Below are 18275 nucleotides of genomic sequence, written 5' to 3'. Positions count from 1 at the left end.
TTTATACCTTCCCTTCGTAAATTGGAAATAAAGATATTATATAGACCCATATGCCACCTCACCCTTTATTAGCTTCAAAAATACTTCCTCAAAATTAACTTGATCTTTCTCAATAGACTCTATTTCAATATCAAATTGCTTTAGATAATTCATAATAGAATAAAAATCATCATTGCTAGATATTGTTACTTTAATAATATCTTTTCCATCTTTTTCAATTATGTGAATTGGATCATTTAGTTTGTATAGAGTTTGCCTGTATGTTTCTTTTAGATGTATACTGGTAATAAATTGATAGGACTTAACTTGGAATAAATTCATTAGATTCAAAACGGTGTCATTTGTTATAATTCTTCCATTACTAATAATTACAACTCGATCACATAACTTTTGAATTAAATTCATATCATGGGAGCTAATTAATATAGTTTTATTTTCTGTATTCACGATTTCTTTTAAAAATGTTCTTATTTCATTATTAGATTCCACATCAAGTCCGAGAGTTGGTTCATCTAATAATAGAATTTCTGTATCAGCCATAAGTGCAATAATAATAGCTACTTTTTGTTGCATACCACGAGAAAGATTTTTTACAAGTTCATTTTTCTTCTCGTATAATTGGAATCTTTCTAAAAAGTAATCTATTCGAGATTGAATATGACCACGGGATATTCCACGATTCCCCAAAAAATATTCTATATTTTCTTTCACTGTTAGACGCCAATATAAATTACGATTACCTTCTAAAACAGAACTAATATGTTTCAGCGCTTTCTTATTTTTGTGTGTTACAGATATACCATTAATCCTTATATCCCCTTCATTGGTTTCTATAAGACCGCATAGACATTTTATTAATGTTGTTTTTCCAGCCCCATTGATACCTAAGAGCCCAACGACCTCCCCTTTTCCAATATTAAAAGAGATATTGTTTAATACTTCTACTTGTTTATTTCTAGTTTTATACGTTTTTTTTACTTTTATAACTTCTATCATTTTTTCTCCTCACTTTTATGCTTTTATATCCTTTAAATTAATAGGAGTAACTTTGGGATATGCTAATTTTAATTCTTCTAAGTTTTTATATTTTGATATTCTCATTAAAAGATTAATAACATATTCTTTAGTAGGACCTTCTCTAACCCCCATAGCCACTTTAAATAATCCTTTTCCCTGTTTTAAATTTGGAATTATCACCTCAAAACGATGAGTTCTAAACCCAAAACTTGAGCCCATTACAAAGGGGATTTTTTTCCTTTTCGCTTCATAATTTACAATACTAAGTAACCAACCGTAATTTTCCAATGTATCTTCTTTTAAATGAAAAACAACAAAAGGAGCTTTTGCCCAACTTTCTGTAGAAATAAGAGATGGGTATGCAATATTATTAAAAATACCTTTATTACAAATAGATTTTGCTAAATCTTCATTATTCTTAAATACTCTATTACAATAAATAGAAAATCCCTTTCTATTTAAGAAAAATTTATTATCTAATAAAGAAATTTCTTCATAAGTTAGTCCTGTTCCTAATAACGTTCGTACTTTTCTAATATAAGAACAAATATTCTTTGCTGATGGTATTTGATTATTTTCCTTAACTGTATAAACACTTAATAATCCACAATTTGAAAATTCCATACCTTGCTGATCTAACTTCAAACAAGAGTGAATATGTACAAATATTAAATTAGGAATAGCCTTGAGTTTTTCTAACAACTCAATCACTCTTAATGTATTCCCGTTTAAAGTAGTATCTATAATCAAAACCTTTAAATTTCTCGATGTATCCTTAGTTAACTTATCTATAAAGCTAACAAAATTAAACACCTCTAATGACCAGTTATAACGAACCGGCTCTATAAAGAAAAGATCAAATCGACTAATACTTGCTTCAAATTCTTTTTGGGTTTTAAAATTTTGAATTTCAATAGAATCCCTTTTGTATAAATCTAGCAATACACGAGTTTCAAAATAATCTCCCCATGTGCATAATTTTAATGGTTGTTTTTGTGTTGGCTTTGACATTCCAAAAAAACTTTGTAAAAAAGTAGATATACAAGCCATCCCACTTGAAGCGAAAACATGATCACATTCCCATTCATCATGTTTTTCACGATATAAATTAGCTTTTCTTTCTAAATGAACCGGCTCTATGTTTCTTTCATAACTAAAATCTATCTTATTTTGTGAGGGTAAATATTTTACTTCTCCCAGTGGAGGTGACTTCATATGTTTATTAGTAGTAAATTGGACAAATTCCATCCATAAAACTCTTAATTGCATGCTTAAATTTTCCAGATGCATTTCATCTTCAAATGTCCCAATTTTCTTTTCACTAATTTGCCTACCTAAGTGAACTGCGGATTCTAGCCAACCATTTGTTTTTGCTGAGTAAGGATGCCCTTCCATACCTAGAGAAAAATATATTGAAATTAAATCCTCTATTTCTTGTAATAAAACTATATCATTAGAAAATTCAGTTAACGCCAACTTCTCTTCCTCCTACTCTATACAATCTATTATTATTAAGAATCCACTCATCTGGTAAGGGAAAACCGTGCATATTTCTAGCCATACTAGTTACATATGCCCCAGCTGGAGCTAATAACACCCGATCCCCAATATCTAAACGTTCATTATAATTTGATTGAATGAATATGTCTTTCTCATAGCAAGTAGAACCACAAATCTTATGCATGTCTTTTATAAGATTATTTGTGTACGTATATACCAAGATAGGCGGAGTCCAATACATTAAATTCCATGCTGAACTATCCAAAGTAACTATCCTATGATTCCCCTCTACGTCTGAAGTAAGCACTGTCGAAACAAGATATCCGCACATGGCCATTAACAACATCCCAGGTTCTATTATTACTTTCACTTGTCTATTTAATAATTTATTTATCCTTTTAATTACACCTTCTAAGATATCCCAGGTTTTTGTAACCTCATTTTCATCAGAATATAAATATGTTAATCCTCCACCAAAGTTAAGAACCTCGACTTCCGGAAACATTTCCACCATTTTTTCCATTCCCAACGCTACTTGCGACATTATATTTGAATTCCTTATCTCTCCCAAATGCACATGTATTTGCTTCACTTTAAGTCCATATTTTTTTAATAACATTTTTATATCTGAAGAAAATACATCAATACCAAAACGACTTTGTTCTCCAAAGGTGGTTTCTAATTCTGAATCTAGTAAATCTAATTTAAACTTAACTCTCAACCCTATCTTGTTTTCAACACTCCCATTTTTCAGCGCTTCTTTAAGTTGTGATACAGTGCTAAAATCTGGGATAATTCCATTTTTGTATAAAACCTCTATTTCATTACTTGAAAAAGATGGAGAGGTAGCGTAGATATGTTGAAATCCGGCACTTTTAGCAACATCTAACTCTGCTATAGACGCAACATCCGCACCAATTCCTAGTTCCACTAAAGTTTTCAATAGAGAAATATTCCTATTTGCTTTGACAGAAAAACAAATATGAGTATTAGGTATTTTACTAATGTTATCCTTTATTTTTTTCACTACATATTTAATTGCCTCAACATCATAAATGATTGCAGGGGTTTGTATATCAAAGTTTTTATTAATTAACAACTGTGGTATTTCTGGATAAATACTCATATTTTCTCTCCATTATATTAGATAATATATTTATGATAATTCTTGAGATAGTAATCCCCTCAGTCTCAGATTCCTCTGGTAATAATTCAACTATATCTAGACCAATAACCTCTACCTGTCCAACTATAAATTCTAATATTTCTATCATTTCATCATAACTAAATCCACCTGGTAACGGCGTCCCTGTAGACTTAATTACCGCTGAATCAAATACATCTACATCAAGTGTTATATAATATTGCAATTCTTTATTTAACACATCTCCAAATTCATTCAAATTATTCAAAATTGATTTTCCAGGCCATTGTTTTACCTTTTCATGTGTTAGCTGATTCTCAACTAACTGTCTAATACCAACTTGAATAACCTCTTCGATACCCTCTTCCTCAAGAACTGCATCTATAAAATTACCGTGGTGTACCGAATCTCTCCAGTTATCCAACTTATTTAATCCAAAATCAGAATGTGCGTCTAATTGAATAACACCTATTTTCTTCGCTCTCACTATTCCTTTTAGGCATGGTAGAGTAATTGAATGATCTCCCCCTATTGTTACCGGAAAAACATTATGATTGACCAAACGAAACACAGTCTCTTCCAACGCATCGAACTCTTTACCATTTCTAGCAAATACAATTGATTGAATATCGCCAATATCCGCCATTGTTACATTTTCAAAAATCCTTTTTCCTTTTATTGGATCATAAACTCCACATAAGGACCGCGAGTTATGCTGATATACAGCTCCACTTACTTTCCTTAAATATCTTGGTGCAAATCGACAACCTGGTCTATACGTTACATTAAGGTCATATGGCATCCCTATAAAAGCTATATTGCACCATGTTCCATTCATACATTCAGACAGCGTTACCACTTCTGAATTAAACATACCTCCTTTCCCTCCTCTAAAAGTTTCTGCTTCCGGGGTAAACTCTTCAATTATCCCCTGTTCAAGTAAAGAGTTTATCATTGAATCCAATAGCTCACTTGTTAAATCAAACCGATTAAGTAATAATTTATGTGCAGCATCTCTTGTTATTGGCAAATAAAACGCCCTAATACACTCTAAGGAGCTTTGTTCTACATTTATTTCCCAGCCTTCTTTAGAATCCCATAAGGTGAGATAATTTAATTCTTCTTTAATAATTAAACTTTTTTTTACTCTATAATATTTATTCATATCGACTTCCTCCAGAGTGATTAATGCGAATTAATTGATTTTCCAACAATAAATATTCACCTGGCAAAGGTAGACAGTTAAACCTTCTAGAGTTTGTCATGGTATATGCCCCAGAAGCAGTAAACAAAATTTTATCTCCAACATCTAAATTCTCTAATTCAAAATCCATCATATTCCCGTTTATATCTTTCCCAAAAAAGTCCCCTTCATATAAGGTATTTCCTGCAATTAAAATTTTTTCTTTTTTCTTATTCTTCTTATTTAGGCTAATAAGATTAGGTTTATGCCAGGGGGCTAAATTCCAAGCAGAAGAGTCCACAGTAATCACTTTCTTATTAAAAAAGGTATGAAACTCGCTTGCCATCACAGATGTAACTAGATATCCACAACCTGATAATAACGCTCCTCCTGGTTCAAAACGTATATGTATCTTCCTATTATTTTCCTTCTGCCACTTAACTACTTTCTCTTTTAAACTAGAAATAGCTTTCCTAGCCTTTTCACGATCAACATAAAAATGAAACATTCCTCCTCCAAAGTCAAGAACTTCGACATTACTAAGATAACTTGCAACGGCAAATAAATAATCAGCTTTATAGAGCAACGATTGAGGTGTCATTTGTCCAGTATGAACATGTAACCTTGTTATATTTAAATTGAATTTTTTTATATTTTTTTCCAATCTATCGTCAAGAATATTTATGCCAAATCTACTATCTTTTCCAAATGTTGCTGCAGACTCAATTTCAGTTGGTAGCGGAATTCTAACTCTAATTCCAACATTCGTATTAGGAAAATGTTCCCATATAAAATCAACTGTGAAATAGAATCAATGTCTAAAGTAATCCCTTCATTCATGAAAACTCTCATATCCTTCAAACTATAAGCTGGATTTGTCGTAGTTATCTCAGTAAAACCAGCCTTCTTTGCAAGCTCATATTCTCCTAGACTTGCTACATCGCACCCTAGTCCCCATTTCGCATATAAAGATAATAATTCAGGAGTATGTGTAGCTTTTACAGCAAGATTTAATTTTGCATGGGGGAGTTCTTTCAGATCCTCTTGTATTCTATCAACTACATCTTTCATACCAGCATAATCATATATAATTGCAGGTGTATTCACATCGCATGCAACTTCATAAAGCTTAGAGGATGGTTGAGAATATAGCGGCTCTAAAATACTTTCGTTAGATTTTACTTTCACTTTGTTACCTCCCTTTATATTTCTTCAATATCTCATAGATCTCGTTGAATATTATTTTTTATTTTTTACACTTAATTTTTTCTATTAAATCTGATCTGTACGAGGCCTAGAACCTCCCAGCATCGTTAAATCTAAATTAATCCCTGATCCTCCTTGTTTTTCAAAAACAGGAACACCATTAGTTTCTAACTCAATTTCCATTTCCTCTGTAACTTTTAAAGCATTCAATTTATTCTCTAAATCTCTTAAACTCATATTTATCCGCTCCCTTTTCTTTTCAACGAGATCTATCAAACATTGTTACCTATTTGGATAATATATACTCATATTAGCGTTTTCCTTTTTTTGGTTCAATATCCAATATGTTGATAAACATTTTAACTTTTATTTGGTTTATAAGGAAAAAAATCAAATAATTCAAAAAATATTCCAGTTTTATATTTTATATTACCTTCAATTAAGACTTATTTATGACAGAAAATTCTGTTTTTTATTGAAAAAACAAAATATGTTATAAATAATTTCTTAAATCAAATCGCTCACTATTTTTTATGGCGTAATCTTTTATAATGCCCACAAAAAAAGAAACCGGCTACTTTACTTCGTAAAACAGCCGATTTCTTCTATATGTTTCATCGTACGCGCCAATACATCGTCGCGCATTATAAAGCTAAATTTTCTATTCGTTTTAATGTTGTCAGGAATGTCTTTTAATAAAACAGACCCTTTCGTTTCTTCGTAATGCGTATGTTCTTCTACCGCACTAATTGTTGCAAAATAAATGTTTTTAATGATTATTTTGTCTTTTCCAGATACTTTATATTGTCCTAAGTAAGTTAAATCAGAAACTATGCCGCCGGTTTCTTCATGAACCTCTCGAACTGCCGCTTCTTCCGGTGTTTCCCCTAGTTCTACTTTACCACCTGGAAATTCAAGACCGCGACGTAAATGATGCGTTAATAACCATTGATCCCCGTACCGGCATACAACCCAAACATGCTTTGGCTCAGGAGAAAATGGATAACGTTCAAACGATAATTGTACAGTGTTGTGGTAATAATCTTTAAATTTGTACATGCCATTACTCCCCTATTGATGGTTACAAGTTTTTCCTACCACAAATTGTAGCATATTCTCGCTTTTCTGCATAATATTATCCAATTACAATCCATTGATTATTCCCATTTGCGCGACTAATTCTTTCGTCTCATGATTTCCTAAATCGTAAATCATTTTATATGCTTTTTGTAGTTGTTCATCATATCGGTCATTATTTGAATCGTGATGATACTCAACGAATGGAACGTGGGAGCGTACAAATGACCCTAAATCTTCTACATATGCTTGATCAAAGTGCTCTCTTAATTCCGTAATTTCCTCATCATTTGCGGAAATCTCAAAATTATACGTATCCGCCGTCTTCACTTGTGAAATTTGACCATTTCCTATTGATATATAATATGTTTTTTTCGTCTCCATGTAACACCCTTCTTTCATCCTTTTATTTTCTATTGTTTTCATCAATTACAAAATTATGTAAAATAAAGAAAAGGAGGGGTTTTATGTTCAAAATATTAATTATCGGTATTATCATCGTCCTAATCATCCTTGTACTCTCCATCATGACAATTAATAAAGGCTACGCTTATAAACATTCGGTCGATAAACTAGAAGATAATCCTTATACAAAAAAGAATAAGGAGAATTCCTAATATGCTTCGTATACTTCGCATCATAGTAGCACTCACTGTGATCGTTATGTCGGCAATTGGATTATATACAGGTCAAAATAATTTTTTACCTCTTTCACAATTTCTATTAGGGGCTTTAATGTTTCTCATCGCATTTGAACAAATAAAGAAAAAGGAGTCCGGAACTGGGGTTATTTGTATCGCTGCTGGAGCATTCAGTTGGATTGTTCTCATCATTACCTACATAAAATAGAGGAGGTCTTTTATGATAAAAGGAGTACGGATTACTTTATCACTTATTGCTTTATGTATAGCAATCTATGGATTTTTTACTAGTAATAGAGAAATAATGCCGTATATGTTTATCTCTTTAGGAGTTATGGGCCTCACCATAAGTTTAGAGGAAATATTAAAACGGCAAACAGGAGGTAGTGTGCTCGCTCTACTAGCAGGTGCCGCTGCTTTATTTATTGGTTTCACAGAAATATTCCGATAAATGGTCTAAAGGAGGCTATACAATGCTAACTCTAACTATATTACGGAGTTTTTTAGCATTTCTCATGCTTCTCTTACTCACTCTAAATACTTATATCCATGTTACCGATAATTTTTCACTTCTCCCATACGTACAATTTATTCTCAGTTGCTCCTTTATTCTTCTAGGAATTAATGAATTGAAATCTGGCCGAAAATCAATGAGTATCCCGTATTTTTTCGTTTCTGGTCTTATATTATTCGTTTTAATATCGTATTACTTTCGCTATATGTAAAATGAATTTCCGACCAATTTAGCATGTAGAACTATTTTCTCTCAGTAACTATTTCTTTCTACTTAAGGGGGATTCCATGTTAAAAAACATTCAAATTATAATCGCCACTATCGCTCTTTCTCTCGCCCTATTTAGCTTCTTTGCAAACTTCACTATTCTTTTACCTTACGTGTTTATCCTTTTAAGTATTATGTGTATCCTTTTTGGAATCGATGAAATAAAAGAGCAGCAAAAAACGAAAGCATTTGTTTATTTTCTCTGTTCTGCCTTTGTTTTATATGTTGGAGTGTCTATTATACTTTCATAAAAAAAGAACATGTTCGCTCTTAATACAATAAAAAACTGCCCTTTCACAGGCAGTTTTTTATTTTATCCAAACACTTTCTCAAGTTCATCTTTATCTTGGCTTAACCAGAAGTTCATTAAGCGTTGTGCTCCTTCTAAGTCGTGAAGCTTCGCTTGACCACATTGCGTTTCATTTGCAGCTGGAATTTCTGTAATTTGAACCGCATCTTTTAATGTTAATTCTAATAAATCAATGATTTCTCGTACTGTCGGTGTTCCGCTCACTACAAGATAATATCCTGTTTGGCAGCCCATCGGTGAAATATCGATAATATCAAAATGCGGATAACGATCAATATATTTACGTAAATTAAATGCTAATAAATGCTCTAACGTATGAATAACATCTGGTTTCATTGCTTGTTTATTCGGTTGGCAGAAACGAATATCAAATTTATTTACAATACCGTCACTACCTACATTGTGAACTCCGCAATGTCTTACATAAGGTGCCTTTACAATCGTATGATCTAATTCAAAGCTTTCTACTGATGGCATACAACATCTCTCCCGCTTTTAATTTAATTCCGTTATATCCAATATGATATAACGGAAATGCACATTAGTAAAGTATTATGTACAGTCGTGCTATAATACTTTAAGACTATGCTGAAAAGGAGACCATTATGAAACAGATTTTTATTGGGATTATACGCTTTTATCAAAAGTTCATTTCTCCGATGACACCACCAACTTGCCGCTTTTATCCGACTTGTTCTCATTACGGATTAGAAGCGTTTCAAAAACATGGTGCACTCAAAGGCTTTTGGCTTACTTGTAAGCGTATATTAAAATGTCACCCTTTCCACCCGGGAGGATTTGATCCTGTCCCAGATAAAAAGGATGACAAAGTAAATTCTTAATTGTCGTAACCATTCACAACTAAATCTAATTTTCCTGTATCAGGATCTATAACAAGACCATGAACAGGTACTTCTTCTGGAAGTAATGGATGGTTGCGAAGTATCGATACGCTATGTTCTACACTTTCTTCTACACTAGAGAATCCTTGTAGGAATCTTTCTAAATCGATTCCAGAATAACGGAGTGTATCTAATTTCTCATTTGTTATACCGCGCTCTTTCATCTTCTCAATTGTACTGCTTGCCTGAATTTTTGCCATACCGCAATCGTGGTGACCAACTACACAAACTTCATCAGCACCAAGTTCATATACAGCAACTAAAATACTACGCATAATACTTCCGAATGGATGTGAGATAACAGCTCCTGCTACTTTAATAATTTTCACATCACCGTTACGCATATTCATTGCTTTTGGTAATAATTCAACAAGACGAGTATCCATACAAGAGATAATTACCATTTTTTTATTCGGGAATTTTCCTGTTTCATACTCTTCGTATTTTTTCTCTTCAACGAATTTTTCATTGTATTGTAAAATCTCTTCTAATGACTTCATAATAAAAAACCCTCTTTTCTCTCATTTACATTACTTATATAGTGTACCAAAATTTAAAAAACTCAAAAAGGATATTGCTTTATAGTAAAAATAGGATGTTTTCAGATAATCGACATAATTCTTTCAAAATATACACACACCTTTGTAACAAGTCCCCTCTATTTTAAACGTATTTTCACTATAAACTGATTGTAGATAATGTAAAAAAGGAGTGAATATTCATTATGTCCGACGTTCTGTTACTGAGTCGTTTTCAATTTGCAATTACTATTTTTTATCACTTTTTATTTGTACCTTTGACAATCGGACTTGTCATTTTAGTAGCATGTATGGAAACTCAATACGCCCGCACATTGAATCCAACATACCGTAAAATGGCAAATTTCTGGGGTAAATTATTTACAATTAACTTCGTAATGGGGATTATAACCGGGATTACGATGGAATTCCCATTTGGAACAAACTGGTCTGAGTACTCCAAATATATGGGAGACATTTTTGGATCACCTCTTGCAATTGAAGCACTTGTTGCCTTCTTCTTAGAATCTACTTTCATGGGAATATGGTTATTCGGTAAAGACAAAATTTCACCAAAGTTCCGTGCCTTCTGTATGTGGATGGTTGCACTTGGAACAAATATTTCCGCACTTTGGATTATTACAGCAAATGGTTTTATGCAAAACCCTGTTGGCTATGTAGTACGTAATGGCCGCGCTGAATTAAATGATTTCTGGGCACTCGTTACAAATCCATATGCTTGGAACATGTTCTTCCATACTGTCATTGGTTGTTATATCGTAGGTGCTTTCTTCGTTATGGCAATTAGTGCCTATCACTTATTGCGTAAAAATGAAGTGGAATTCTTCAAAAAATCATTTAAGTTTGGTTTAATGTTAGGCTTATTCGCCGCAACAATTACACCGTTTATGGGACATCAATCTGGTGTATCAGCAGCTAAATATCAACCCGCAAAAGGAGCTGCGATGGAAGCAGTTTGGGAAACTGGAAAAGGACAAGGCTTCTCAATTGTTCAAATTCCTGATGTGAAAAATGAGAAAAACTTTGAATTCCTTACGATTCCAAAACTCGGAAGCTTCTTCTATACAAACTCATTTGATGGCGAAATTGTTGGTTTAAAAGATATTCCGAAAGATGAACGTCCAAATGTTAACCTCGTGTATTATAGCTTCCGCTTAATGGTTGCACTTGGTATGTTCTTTATGGCATTAACTTGGTATGGCTTCTATTTAAACCGAAAAGGAAAACTAGAAAACTCAAAACGTTATTTAAAAATTACAATATGGTCTGTCTTACTTCCATACATTGCGATTAATGCTGGCTGGATTGTCGCTGAAGTAGGTCGTCAACCTTGGACAGTATATAAACTAATGCGTACCGCAGAATCTGTATCACCTATATCTGTCCCGCAAATTTGGTTCTCATTAATTAGTTTAATTTTGTTCTACACTTTACTTTTAATCGCAGACGTATACTTAATGCTGAAGTTCGCGAAAAAAGGACCTGCAGCATTAGAAGATCCTGCTACTGAGGGAGGCGTGGCTCATGTCTCATGATATGCTTGCAATCATTTGGTTTGGTTTATGGGGCGTGATTTGGACAGTTTACTTCATTCTTGACGGGTATGCACTTGGTAACGGAATGATTTTTCCTTTCGTTACGAAAGATCGACAAGAACGAAATCAATTACAAGAAGCAATTGGCCCATTCTGGGGCGGTAATGAAGTATGGTTAATTACAGCTGGTGGTGCAACATTTGCTGCCTTCCCAGTCACATATGCCAATATGTTTAGTTATCTCTATACACCGTTATTCTTAGTATTACTTGCACTGTTTGCTCGTGCCGCTGGACTGGAATTCATGCATAAAGATGATTCACCAATTTGGCAAAAAACTTGTAAATGGGCATTTACAATTGGGAGTTTCTTAATCGCCTTTTTATTCGGTGTTACATTTGCTAACTTGTATTACGGACTACAAATCGGAAAAAATGGCTATGAAGGAAATTTACTTAGCTTACTAAACCATTACGGTATTTTAGGAGGGTTGTTCTTCACTGCTATATTCGTTGTCTCTGGTGCCCTTTGGGTCATGATTAAAACGACTGGTGAAGTATCCGACCGTGCTTATAAAATCGCAAGACCGTTTTCAATGGCAGCAGCTATTATTTTAGCTATCTTCTATGTAGCAACTGCTAATCGGACAAACTTATTCCAAAACTTTACGGAATATCCGGTACTATTCATTCTTCCAGTACTTGCAATGCTAATGAGTGTACTCGCACTTATTATGGTGTACAAACATAAAATTGGCCTTGCATTCACATTCGTTTGCCTAACAATCGCAATGTTTATGACAACTGGCTTTGCAGGTATGTTCCCAAGAATGTTACCATCTCGTATTAACGACGCATACAGTACAACGTTATACAACGCAGCCGGTAGTCAATTAAACTTAAAAATTATGTTCTTCGTTGCAATGGTCATGGTACCAATCGTTATTGGATATCAGCTTTGGAGCTACAGTATCTTTAAAAATAAAATTCATAAAGACTCTGCTAAAGGGTATCATTAAAATAAAAAAAGACGCTTCGGTTGAAGTGTCTTTTTCATGTATGATTTTCGATAAAGTGAAACTTTAATCCGTGGGGGCACCCCTACGGATTATTAGTTGAACCAATCGGGCATTTACGGGCAGTTAATCTTCCTCTTAACCTCTTTACTACAGCTGACTCTTGAAGTGGGAGTCTTACTGTCCGTTAATGCGGGATAAGATGTTATATTTCCAATCTAACAACTATAATACAGAAGAATCATTAACAGCTCACAGCTAAAGTGTAACATACAACAAACATGTTACTTTATGCAATTTTGCATTTTAAAATTATAACGTTGATTGAATAACTTGATCATACACATCATTATCCCTTACATCCGCCGTACTAATCCCGCTAAACGTTTGTACTTTCATTCCTGTATTTGATGATCCCGATCCATTGTAAGCTTTCGTCTTTTCAATCGGCTGTACGTTATATTTATCACCTACATTAATTGTTCCATTACAGTTTTCAATAATAACACCTTCCACAACTGCCGGCATTTTGTCACCCACTTTCATTTCTTTACTTTTATTTTATGAAAATCGCCTAGAAAAATAGCATGTTTCAATAAGAAAAAGCACTCAAATTGAGTGCTTTTTCTTTAAGCATAAAGACAAGTTTGGAGACAGTTGACTTCTTCAAAATTTTATTAGGGGTAATATTTTGAAAAAGAAAGCCTTTCATATGTAGGTTAACACCACTGGAATATATAGTAAATTGATAATATTTATACGGAAGATTGCTAATGTTTAGTATAGATAGTTTCCACTATACCAACAGTGAAAACTATCTATACTAATAACAAAAAGGCGCCTTCAAAAAGACACCTTTCAAAACAGACACTATAAAACAGAATTCTTTATTGTTATACGATTGTTAGATACAAAAAGTCGAGGGAAATGTTTGTATTAAATTCTGCTTTATAAAGTCTGTCTACAACTTATATTGTAATCCTCTTCATTTGAAAAAAAATATAATATGCACAATTGCATACAAAAAGAAAAGCACTCTACTGAGTGCCTTTTCAACCATTTTACTTTTAATATATCGCTTTGAATATATTGTAACATACGTATCTATATATTTTATTGAGAAAATTCAAAATCCTTTTTCTTTCATTTTCACTTATAAAATCATGTAATATAAAAGGTATGTCAAATTCTTATACAAATTGAGGTGTACTATATTTATGATGTATTTCGGAATTATTCCCCTTATATTATTTATTATTTTTCTTATCTCCTATTTAAAAGATCCGCGAAAAATAATAAACGGCTTTTTATTTAATGCCTTTATCTGTTCATTTCTATTATTTTGCGCTATAGCCTCATTTGAGTCTGGTAATAACGATTTACATTTCATCGTTATCATCCCCATGTTAGCACTACTTGTAATGATTCCTTTTGCTATAGTCGCTTTAATGTTTGGACTCTTTCTTAATGCAAAAATTTTAATGCAACGTGAAGGAAGACGCTTCACAAACTCTTTAACTTTAATTGCTGCTTTAGGGATTTTATTCTTTATAATGCTCCCTATCATAAATCCAGCAAATTTATTCTCAGAGCATTTTCAATTTATCTTTGCTGCTATCTCTCTTATAACTATGTATTTCTTTGTGCATTTATCTAACTTCTTAAGCGCATATTTTTTATACCAATTCAACAGACCAAGACGTAATCAAGATTTCATTATCGTTCTCGGTAGCGGCTTAATTAATGATAAAGTACCACCTTTACTTGCAAGCCGAATTAATAAAGCTATCGACTTTTATTGGAAACAAGCTGCTGTGAATACACCACCAACAATTATTTTCTCTGGCGGTCAAGGTCCAGATGAAGGACTTCCTGAAGCAGAAGCAATGCAAAATTACGCTGTTGAAAAAGGCATTCCGATTGAACATACAGTGCAAGAAAATCGCTCTGTAAACACATATCAAAATATGTTGTTCTCTAAAGAAATTATGGATTCTTTAAAGCCTGAAGGTAAATATAAAAGTATTTTTACCACAAATAATTTTCACCTTTTCCGCGCTGGTATATATGCAAGACAAGCTGGTCTTAACAGCCAAGGGATCGGATCAAAAACAGCCTTTTATTACTGGCCTAACGCAATGATCCGTGAATATGTTGCGATTGTCGTAATGGGACGTAAGCGCCATATGAAAATATGTGGAACTATTTTAGGTTTCGCTTTATTCCTAACAGCCCTTAGTTTTATTGTTTCTTAATAGCTATTAAATAAAAGGTCCCCTGAACGCTTTATACAAAGGGGGCCTTTTTTATATCTTTCAGTTCATCAGATTTAAATAAGTAACGCAACAGCATATAACACATTAATTATTCCAGAAACTAATCCAACAATAGCAAATATTTTACTCGTACCTGTCACTTTTTTGTTTAAACCCAATATAGAAAATACGATAGCTACACTACCAATAAGCCCCCATAAGTTTATAAACCAAGATATTAATCCAGTGATGAAACCAACTAAAGAAAAAACTTCTATACTACTATTAGAACTGCTATTTGGAAAACTTCCCTCTACCGTTTTATAGCTAAGACTCTCCCCGCACTGTCCGCAAAATTTATTGCCCTCGTTCGTTTCATTTCCACATTTCGTACAGTATCCCACAGAATCCCCTCCCTAAGGTTAGTGCCCCAAATGTATATATCCATACTATTCATTCTACTTTTTCATATTAAAATTATGACCACTCTCTACTCTTCTACAGTTGTATTTAAAATAATAATATGGTCATAATATTCCCTGCATACATCCATTAAAGGAGAAATTTTTCAAATTAAATGTTAAAATAAAATTTAGGTGTGAATTATGTAACAAACAAGAAACTAGTTTGAAACGAGGAAATTATATGGAGAAAATTATCAAAAACAAGCCCAATAAGCTAAAAATTGCTTCGAAAGCTTTGATGATTATTATTGGGGCATTTATCACAGCGTACGGATTAGAAGCAGTATTAATTCCAAATAACGTATCAGACGGTGGTGTGACTGGTTTAAGTATCGTTAGTTCAAGATTATTTGGATTGCCATTAGGAGCTCTAATCGCAGTTATTAACATTCCTTTCGTTTGGTTAGGATATAAGCAAATTGGTAAAAGCTTCGCGATTTATTCTATTATCGGAATTGCTTCATTAGCAATAGGTACCGTTGTCATGCACGGAATACCAGCTATTATTGAAGGCGATACATTATTAGTTACAGTTGTTGGTGGTATTATCATCGGTTTTGGTATGGGACTAGCATTACGTAACGGTGGCGCATTAGATGGAATCGATATGCTAGCTGTATTGCTCTCTCGTAAGTTACCATTTGGAACGAGTGACCTTATTTTATTCTTAAACATGTTCGTATTTATTTTCGTATCAACAGTATTCGGTCTTCAAGGAGCTATCCTCTCGGCAATTGCTTACTTTATCGCTTCGAAAGTGATTCATATTGTTGAAGTTGGTTTAAGTGGTTCGAAAGCATTTAAAATTATTACAAAAGAGCCTGAATTAATGGTAGAAACAATTCGCGATCGTTTAGGCAGAAGTGCAACATATAACGAAGTATACGGTGGTTATTCAAGAGAGAAATTCAAAGAAATTTCTTGCGTAATTAACCGTTTAGAAGAAAGTAAAATGAAAGAACTTATTAATGAAATCGATCCACACGCCTTTATTACAGTTTATGACGTAGCAGAAGTAAAAGGCGGTAATTTCAAGAAACGTGATATTCATTAATCGTTATGTAAAAGAGGGTATGCCAAATTTTGGCACACCCTCTTTTTATTATTAAGTTGCTATAGTTGTCAGTTTTTGTCGGTAAGTCGATATATTTCAATAATCGCTGATATATTTTGAGTTGTGGTCGATATATTCTAATACTCGCTGATATATTTTGAATTACGGTCGATATATTCTAATACTCGCTGATATATTTTTACTTTCCCCCCTTATGCCTAGATCGCACCATCTAAAAGGAATTAATCCCCAGAAAAAAAAGACCAAAAAGCAACTCACACTTTTCGGTCTCTCTACTATCTTCTCTTCGTAATTTTCCCTGAACCACCAACCCTTGTTTTCGGGGGTGATGTATTTCTTGGCGGAGTTTTAATAGAAGATTTCGGCTTCACATCTGATCCGCTTGAACCGCCTGGTGTTTTTGTAATTTTACCTTTGCTTCCAGTAGAAGGTGGAGGCGTCGTATTATTTCCTTTTTCAGTAATACTTCCCTTATCACCTACTGATGGTTTCGAATCTACATTATCGCCTCGCTTAATGATAGACCCTTTCCCTTCCTTCGTAATTGGAGGTGGGGTTTTCTTTTCTTCTTTCGTAGGTGGTCTCTCTGGAATAACTGGTTTATGATTTTGTCTGTCATTATATCCTCGATAATCACCGGGCGATGATTTTCTTGAACCGAATATATCGTTTAATATGCTACCCATAATATATCCTTGCAAGAAGGACGGTTGGTAATTTTGACGGACAAATTCTTCATTACTCACTTCAATTAACGTATCAGATGGTTTCTCTTTATCCTTTTGAAGGTTATACATTTTATCCGAATAAACGAGAAACATTTGATTTTCGTCTTCTTTAGATGCTTGTTTCGGTTTCCTTTCGGCTATAAGTTCCTTCGCGACTTCAGGAACTGACCGATTGGCGGCCCTATACACGTAAGATTCTTGTTTACCTTCCTTAGCAACAGATTCAAGTGGATAACGGTCTTGAATCGACTTTGTCTGCCCGCCTTGACAACCTGATAAGGCATAACCAGCAACAACAAGTAATGTAACGATAGCAAGTATAGGGATCACAAACGATTTAATCATGGTAAACAATCGGTTTGACATGATTACGCCCCCTTACGTTGCTCTTATAATTTGTACATCAGCAGGAATGATTGCTTCTCCCTCATACATCATTGTACGACCATTTTGCCATTCAATACGCAATAATTTTCGATTATCTGATTGGAATTCCCAGACGTACTGTTCCTCTGAAGCTGAGAATGGTGTTTTCCCCATCACAACAACACGTCCGGTATATTGTTCTTCCATATGGTACTCTGTATCATCCATTTCAATTGTCGTCGGAATTTCCTCAATTGAATCTAAGCGACCATCAATTGGTGTATATAATTTGTAATACGTATTTTCACGATCTTCAATTTTTAAATAACGAATGTCTTTCCCGTCTTGCAGTGTTAAAACAATTTCCTTGCGAGAATGCATACTCGTTTTCCCAGTTAATTCGTACATGACTAATGAAACTTCAATCATATCACCAGGAGCTAACGTTAAAAGACTCTTTTCCGGCTTCGGTGGCTCTGGGCTTTTCATTATATTTTTAATTCGTTTAAATAAACTCATGATCTACCCCTCCTTTTC

The 18275-nt window shown here is 33.6% G+C and carries 24 protein-coding genes; 9 read left to right on the top strand and 15 right to left on the bottom strand.

Annotated elements, in window-relative coordinates; all coding sequences use genetic code 11:
* Positions 1-36: 36 nt before the first annotated feature.
* The 9 genes from ACODS7_RS15855 to ACODS7_RS15815 all read right to left on the bottom strand — a co-directional run bounded on the left by ACODS7_RS15855 (position 37) and on the right by ACODS7_RS15815 (position 7511).
* Positions 37-996: an ABC transporter ATP-binding protein gene (locus ACODS7_RS15855; RefSeq protein WP_243168586.1), complete on the bottom strand. Its 960-nt coding sequence runs from the start codon at positions 994-996 to the stop codon at positions 37-39.
* A gap of 15 nt (positions 997-1011) precedes the next feature.
* The gene (locus ACODS7_RS15850; RefSeq protein ID WP_224980929.1) at positions 1012-2493 is read right to left on the bottom strand and encodes a hypothetical protein; all 1482 of its coding nucleotides are present in this window, start codon (positions 2491-2493) and stop codon (positions 1012-1014) included.
* On the bottom strand, positions 2480-3643 hold the full coding sequence (locus ACODS7_RS15845) for a diaminopimelate decarboxylase family protein (RefSeq protein ID WP_029443478.1): 1164 nt from the start codon (positions 3641-3643) through the stop codon (positions 2480-2482). The genes ACODS7_RS15850 and ACODS7_RS15845 overlap by 14 nt, the downstream gene beginning before the upstream one ends.
* Positions 3606-4826: an arginase family protein gene (locus ACODS7_RS15840; RefSeq protein WP_061667118.1), complete on the bottom strand. Its 1221-nt coding sequence runs from the start codon at positions 4824-4826 to the stop codon at positions 3606-3608. The genes ACODS7_RS15845 and ACODS7_RS15840 overlap by 38 nt, the downstream gene beginning before the upstream one ends.
* Positions 4819-5589, bottom strand: coding sequence for a type III PLP-dependent enzyme domain-containing protein (locus ACODS7_RS15835; RefSeq protein ID WP_289668895.1), 771 nt, complete (start codon positions 5587-5589; stop codon positions 4819-4821). The genes ACODS7_RS15840 and ACODS7_RS15835 overlap by 8 nt, the downstream gene beginning before the upstream one ends.
* Positions 5526-6032, bottom strand: a complete 507-nt coding sequence (locus ACODS7_RS15830; protein WP_289666397.1) for a hypothetical protein — start codon at positions 6030-6032, stop codon at positions 5526-5528. Before ACODS7_RS15830 ends, ACODS7_RS15835 begins: the two co-directional genes overlap by 64 nt.
* A gap of 84 nt (positions 6033-6116) precedes the next feature.
* Complete coding sequence (locus ACODS7_RS15825) at positions 6117-6287, bottom strand: hypothetical protein (RefSeq protein ID WP_153577967.1); 171 nt, start codon at positions 6285-6287, stop codon at positions 6117-6119.
* 342 nt (positions 6288-6629) lie between these two features.
* Positions 6630-7109, bottom strand: coding sequence for an antimutator 8-oxo-(dGTP/GTP)ase (gene mutTA, locus ACODS7_RS15820; protein ID WP_000276385.1), 480 nt, complete (start codon positions 7107-7109; stop codon positions 6630-6632).
* Between the two features lie 84 nt (positions 7110-7193).
* Complete coding sequence (locus tag ACODS7_RS15815; protein ID WP_000448409.1) at positions 7194-7511, bottom strand: hypothetical protein; 318 nt, start codon at positions 7509-7511, stop codon at positions 7194-7196.
* 83 nt (positions 7512-7594) lie between these two features.
* Here ACODS7_RS15815 and ytzI point away from each other — a divergent pair, with 83 nt between their 5' ends.
* The 4 genes from ytzI to ACODS7_RS15795 all read left to right on the top strand — a co-directional run bounded on the left by ytzI (position 7595) and on the right by ACODS7_RS15795 (position 8800).
* Positions 7595-7744 carry a YtzI protein gene (ytzI, locus tag ACODS7_RS15810; RefSeq protein WP_000472791.1) on the top strand — a complete coding sequence of 50 codons (150 nt, stop codon included), beginning with the start codon at positions 7595-7597 and terminating at the stop codon, positions 7742-7744.
* Position 7745: 1 nt separating this feature from the next.
* Entirely contained in the window at positions 7746-7976 is a 231-nt protein-coding gene (locus tag ACODS7_RS15805) for a DUF3953 domain-containing protein (protein ID WP_043935223.1), read from the top strand.
* A gap of 12 nt (positions 7977-7988) precedes the next feature.
* A complete protein-coding gene (locus ACODS7_RS15800) occupies positions 7989-8219 on the top strand; it encodes a DUF3953 domain-containing protein (RefSeq protein WP_050844612.1) in 231 nt (76 codons plus the stop codon).
* A 350-nt stretch (positions 8220-8569) separates the two neighbouring features.
* The gene (locus ACODS7_RS15795) at positions 8570-8800 is read left to right on the top strand and encodes a YczI family protein (RefSeq protein WP_243168585.1); all 231 of its coding nucleotides are present in this window, start codon (positions 8570-8572) and stop codon (positions 8798-8800) included.
* A 62-nt stretch (positions 8801-8862) separates the two neighbouring features.
* Here ACODS7_RS15795 and luxS read toward each other — a convergent pair whose 3' ends face one another.
* Positions 8863-9336 (bottom strand): S-ribosylhomocysteine lyase LuxS, encoded by a 474-nt coding sequence (luxS, locus tag ACODS7_RS15790; protein ID WP_001141371.1) that lies wholly within the window; start codon positions 9334-9336, stop codon positions 8863-8865.
* Positions 9337-9464: 128 nt separating this feature from the next.
* On the opposite strand from luxS, the gene yidD reads away from it, so the two are divergent.
* Positions 9465-9701 carry a membrane protein insertion efficiency factor YidD gene (gene yidD / locus ACODS7_RS15785; RefSeq protein ID WP_000809334.1) on the top strand — a complete coding sequence of 79 codons (237 nt, stop codon included), beginning with the start codon at positions 9465-9467 and terminating at the stop codon, positions 9699-9701.
* On the opposite strand, the gene ACODS7_RS15780 is transcribed toward yidD, so the two are convergent.
* Positions 9698-10261, bottom strand: a complete 564-nt coding sequence (locus ACODS7_RS15780; protein WP_000838168.1) for a beta-class carbonic anhydrase — start codon at positions 10259-10261, stop codon at positions 9698-9700. The genes yidD and ACODS7_RS15780 overlap by 4 nt on opposite strands.
* 224 nt (positions 10262-10485) lie before the next feature.
* Between ACODS7_RS15780 and cydA the strand changes: the two genes are divergently transcribed.
* Complete coding sequence (gene cydA, locus ACODS7_RS15775) at positions 10486-11835, top strand: cytochrome ubiquinol oxidase subunit I (protein ID WP_243168584.1); 1350 nt, start codon at positions 10486-10488, stop codon at positions 11833-11835.
* A complete protein-coding gene (gene cydB / locus ACODS7_RS15770) occupies positions 11825-12853 on the top strand; it encodes a cytochrome d ubiquinol oxidase subunit II (RefSeq protein WP_043935220.1) in 1029 nt (342 codons plus the stop codon). Before cydA ends, cydB begins: the two co-directional genes overlap by 11 nt.
* A 309-nt stretch (positions 12854-13162) precedes the next feature.
* On the opposite strand, the gene ACODS7_RS15765 is transcribed toward cydB, so the two are convergent.
* On the bottom strand, positions 13163-13396 hold the full coding sequence (locus ACODS7_RS15765; RefSeq protein WP_003308072.1) for a spore germination protein: 234 nt from the start codon (positions 13394-13396) through the stop codon (positions 13163-13165).
* 674 nt (positions 13397-14070) lie between these two features.
* Here ACODS7_RS15765 and ACODS7_RS15760 point away from each other — a divergent pair.
* Positions 14071-15105, top strand: a complete 1035-nt coding sequence (locus tag ACODS7_RS15760; RefSeq protein WP_042969141.1) for a YdcF family protein — start codon at positions 14071-14073, stop codon at positions 15103-15105.
* Between the two features lie 74 nt (positions 15106-15179).
* Here the strand turns inward: ACODS7_RS15760 and ACODS7_RS15755 are convergent, their stop codons facing one another.
* A complete protein-coding gene (locus ACODS7_RS15755) occupies positions 15180-15509 on the bottom strand; it encodes a zinc ribbon domain-containing protein (protein WP_243168583.1) in 330 nt (109 codons plus the stop codon).
* A 241-nt stretch (positions 15510-15750) separates the two neighbouring features.
* Between ACODS7_RS15755 and ACODS7_RS15750 the strand changes: the two genes are divergently transcribed.
* Positions 15751-16623, top strand: a complete 873-nt coding sequence (locus tag ACODS7_RS15750; RefSeq protein WP_000411240.1) for a YitT family protein — start codon at positions 15751-15753, stop codon at positions 16621-16623.
* Positions 16624-16919: 296 nt separating this feature from the next.
* Here ACODS7_RS15750 and ACODS7_RS15745 read toward each other — a convergent pair whose 3' ends face one another.
* Both ACODS7_RS15745 and ACODS7_RS15740 read right to left on the bottom strand, forming a co-directional pair.
* Entirely contained in the window at positions 16920-17738 is an 819-nt protein-coding gene (locus ACODS7_RS15745; protein WP_016079958.1) for a DUF4247 domain-containing protein, read from the bottom strand.
* 12 nt (positions 17739-17750) lie between these two features.
* Positions 17751-18257, bottom strand: a complete 507-nt coding sequence (locus ACODS7_RS15740) for a DUF4178 domain-containing protein (protein ID WP_029443486.1) — start codon at positions 18255-18257, stop codon at positions 17751-17753.
* Positions 18258-18275: the final 18 nt, after the last annotated feature.

The organism is Bacillus sp. FG16, assembly GCF_057809515.1.
The sequence above is the reverse complement of the archived record's forward strand: the minus strand, read 5'-3'. Positions and strand labels throughout refer to the sequence as shown.

Coding starts and splice junctions, on each gene's coding strand:
- ACODS7_RS15855 (WP_243168586.1), bottom strand. CDS start 996: ATGATAGAAGTTATAAAAGTAAAAAAAACGTATAAAACTAGAAATAAA.
- ACODS7_RS15845 (WP_029443478.1), bottom strand. CDS start 3,643: ATGAGTATTTATCCAGAAATACCACAGTTGTTAATTAATAAAAACTTT.
- ACODS7_RS15840 (WP_061667118.1), bottom strand. CDS start 4,826: ATGAATAAATATTATAGAGTAAAAAAAAGTTTAATTATTAAAGAAGAA.
- ACODS7_RS15825 (WP_153577967.1), bottom strand. CDS start 6,287: ATGAGTTTAAGAGATTTAGAGAATAAATTGAATGCTTTAAAAGTTACA.
- mutTA (WP_000276385.1), bottom strand. CDS start 7,109: ATGTACAAATTTAAAGATTATTACCACAACACTGTACAATTATCGTTT.
- ACODS7_RS15815 (WP_000448409.1), bottom strand. CDS start 7,511: ATGGAGACGAAAAAAACATATTATATATCAATAGGAAATGGTCAAATT.
- ytzI (WP_000472791.1), top strand. CDS start 7,595: ATGTTCAAAATATTAATTATCGGTATTATCATCGTCCTAATCATCCTT.
- ACODS7_RS15805 (WP_043935223.1), top strand. CDS start 7,746: ATGCTTCGTATACTTCGCATCATAGTAGCACTCACTGTGATCGTTATG.
- ACODS7_RS15800 (WP_050844612.1), top strand. CDS start 7,989: ATGATAAAAGGAGTACGGATTACTTTATCACTTATTGCTTTATGTATA.
- ACODS7_RS15795 (WP_243168585.1), top strand. CDS start 8,570: ATGTTAAAAAACATTCAAATTATAATCGCCACTATCGCTCTTTCTCTC.
- luxS (WP_001141371.1), bottom strand. CDS start 9,336: ATGCCATCAGTAGAAAGCTTTGAATTAGATCATACGATTGTAAAGGCA.
- yidD (WP_000809334.1), top strand. CDS start 9,465: ATGAAACAGATTTTTATTGGGATTATACGCTTTTATCAAAAGTTCATT.
- ACODS7_RS15780 (WP_000838168.1), bottom strand. CDS start 10,261: ATGAAGTCATTAGAAGAGATTTTACAATACAATGAAAAATTCGTTGAA.
- cydA (WP_243168584.1), top strand. CDS start 10,486: ATGTCCGACGTTCTGTTACTGAGTCGTTTTCAATTTGCAATTACTATT.
- cydB (WP_043935220.1), top strand. CDS start 11,825: ATGTCTCATGATATGCTTGCAATCATTTGGTTTGGTTTATGGGGCGTG.
- ACODS7_RS15765 (WP_003308072.1), bottom strand. CDS start 13,396: ATGAAAGTGGGTGACAAAATGCCGGCAGTTGTGGAAGGTGTTATTATT.
- ACODS7_RS15760 (WP_042969141.1), top strand. CDS start 14,071: ATGTATTTCGGAATTATTCCCCTTATATTATTTATTATTTTTCTTATC.
- ACODS7_RS15750 (WP_000411240.1), top strand. CDS start 15,751: ATGGAGAAAATTATCAAAAACAAGCCCAATAAGCTAAAAATTGCTTCG.
- ACODS7_RS15745 (WP_016079958.1), bottom strand. CDS start 17,738: ATGTCAAACCGATTGTTTACCATGATTAAATCGTTTGTGATCCCTATA.
- ACODS7_RS15740 (WP_029443486.1), bottom strand. CDS start 18,257: ATGAGTTTATTTAAACGAATTAAAAATATAATGAAAAGCCCAGAGCCA.